Raw genomic sequence first — 1,990 nt, 5'->3', positions numbered from 1 at the left:
CTTCCCGCCCTCGCCCGCGCCCCAGGCGCTGCCGCCCGAGGGGCTGCCACAGACCGCCGCGCCCGTGGAGCCGGGCGCCGAGCCGTCCTCCGTGGAGGCGCCTCGCGCCCGCGCCCCGCTGGGGCTGGACGGTGACGAGCACCCCGCGGTCCCCGAGCCCGTCGCAGAAGCGCAGCCGGGCCTCCAGCCGCCCGAGCCGCAGCCCGCCGAGCCGACCTCCCCTTCCTCCCCGTCCGCCGCCACCGAGAGCGTGGGCGCGGATGGCCTGCCTCGACTCGCGCCGCTGCCTGGAACGGTGGCGCGCAACGCGCCGAAACGGAGCTGACCCCTGAGTCCCCAGCCTCTCGCCGACTCCGAGCTGCGGATGAGCTTGATGGAGCACCTGTCGGAGCTCCGCTCGCGTTTGCTCAAGTGCACCCTGGCCGTGCTCGGGCTGGGCCTGGTGTCGCTGCTGTTCGCCAAGCCCATCTTCGGCGTGCTGATGCGGCCCGTGCTGGACGCGCTGCCGGAGGGCAACCGCGCCCTCATCTACACGTCCGGCATCGAGGAGCTGAACGTCCTCATGAAGGTGGGCGTGTACTGCGGCGTGTTCCTCACCACGCCCGTCATCCTCTGGCAGATCTGGGGCTTCGTCTCGCCGGGGCTCTTCCCGGAGGAGCGCAAGTACGCGGCGCCGTTCGTCCTGTTCGGCTCGCTCGCGTTCATCCTGGGCGCGTGCTTCTGCTACTTCGCGGTGCTGCCCTCCATGTTCAAGTTCCTCCTCAACGAGGAGGAGACGCTCGCGCTGGAGCAGCGGCTGGACACGGCGCGGCTGCGCGCGGATGACGCCCTGCGCTTCTTGCGCGTGGGCGACGCGGAGCGGGCGGGGGTGCTCGCGAAGGAGACCAGCGCGTCGCTGCGCGCGGAAGGTGAGGGGCAGCTGACCGAGCCCGCGCGCTCGCCGTCGCAGGCGGTGGAGCTGAAGTCGCGGCTGGACGGCCTGGGCAGGCTGCTGGACGCGGCGGCGGACGGCTACGGCGCCCAGTCGCGCGCGGTGCTGCGGCAGGCGGTGGAGAAGAAGGTCGCGGCGGTGACGGCCTACGGCAAGCAGGACTACGTGGCGGCTTCGGTGGCCATGGACGAGGCGGCGAGCCTCTTGGCGGGCGTGGCGCCCACGCGCAGCGAGGAGCTGTCGGGACTGTGGAAGCTGGAGAAGGAGCTGTCGGCGGGCGAGGCGCGGCACGAGGCGGAGCGGTGGACGCGGCCCATGCTGACGATGCACGAGCAGCTGTCGCTGGTGCTGCTGCTCATCCTGGCCTTCGGCATCATCTTCGAGCTGCCGCTGGTGATGGCGCTGTTGGGCATCGTGGGCGTGGTGCAGTCGCGCTGGCTGTTCAAGTACCAGCGGCACGCGTTCGTCTTCTGCCTCATCGCCGCGGCCATCATCACGCCCACCGGTGACGTGGTGAACCTGTCGCTGATGGCTGGCCCCATGCTGATGTGCTACGAGCTGGGCGTCTTCCTGGTGTGGCTGGTGGAGCGGCGCCGGGCGCGCAACGCGGCGGAGACCGGCATCACCCCGGTGTCCTGAGGAGGGCGGCAGGCCATGTTCGGCCCTCGAAGCCACCTGAGAGCCAACCTGCGCTACCTGCGCGCGTTGCTGCGCCGCTTCCGCACCACGCTGGTGCTGGCGGCGGCGCTGTTCGTGCTGGGGCCGCTCTTGTTCCACTGGCGCTACATCGGCCCGGACGGGGTGCCCATCTCCTTCGGAGAGGCGCTGCACCACGTCTACTTCCTGCTCTACGGGCAGCCGTCGCTGCCGTACGTGCACGACTGGGCCATCGAGGCGCTCAACGTGGTGATTCCGCCGGCGGGCATCGCCCTGGTGGCGGACGGCGTGGTGCGCTTCGCCTACCTCTACTTCGCCCGACACAAGAACGACAAGGAGTGGATCGAAGTGGTCACCGAGACGATGAAGGGCCACGTCGTGGTGTGCGGGGCGGGGCGGGTG

General features: G+C 71.1%; 1 protein-coding gene and 2 pseudogenes. All 3 read left to right on the top strand.

From position 1 onward, the window contains the following. A pseudogene (locus FL311_RS44670) lies at nucleotides 1-325 on the top strand (Sec-independent protein translocase TatB); the annotation flags it as partial. 39 nt (nucleotides 326-364) lie between these two features. Then, a complete protein-coding gene (locus FL311_RS42830; protein ID WP_141333398.1) occupies nucleotides 365-1,570 on the top strand; it encodes a twin-arginine translocase subunit TatC in 1,206 nt (401 codons plus the stop codon). Nucleotides 1,571-1,585: 15 nt separating this feature from the next. Next, a pseudogene (locus FL311_RS42825) lies at nucleotides 1,586-1,990 on the top strand (potassium transporter TrkA); the annotation flags it as partial.

Origin of the sequence: Myxococcus sp. AB025B (genome assembly GCF_006518215.1) — a bacterium.
GTDB lineage: Bacteria > Myxococcota > Myxococcia > Myxococcales > Myxococcaceae > Myxococcus > Myxococcus fulvus.
This window is presented reverse-complemented; position numbering and strand designations above follow the sequence as displayed.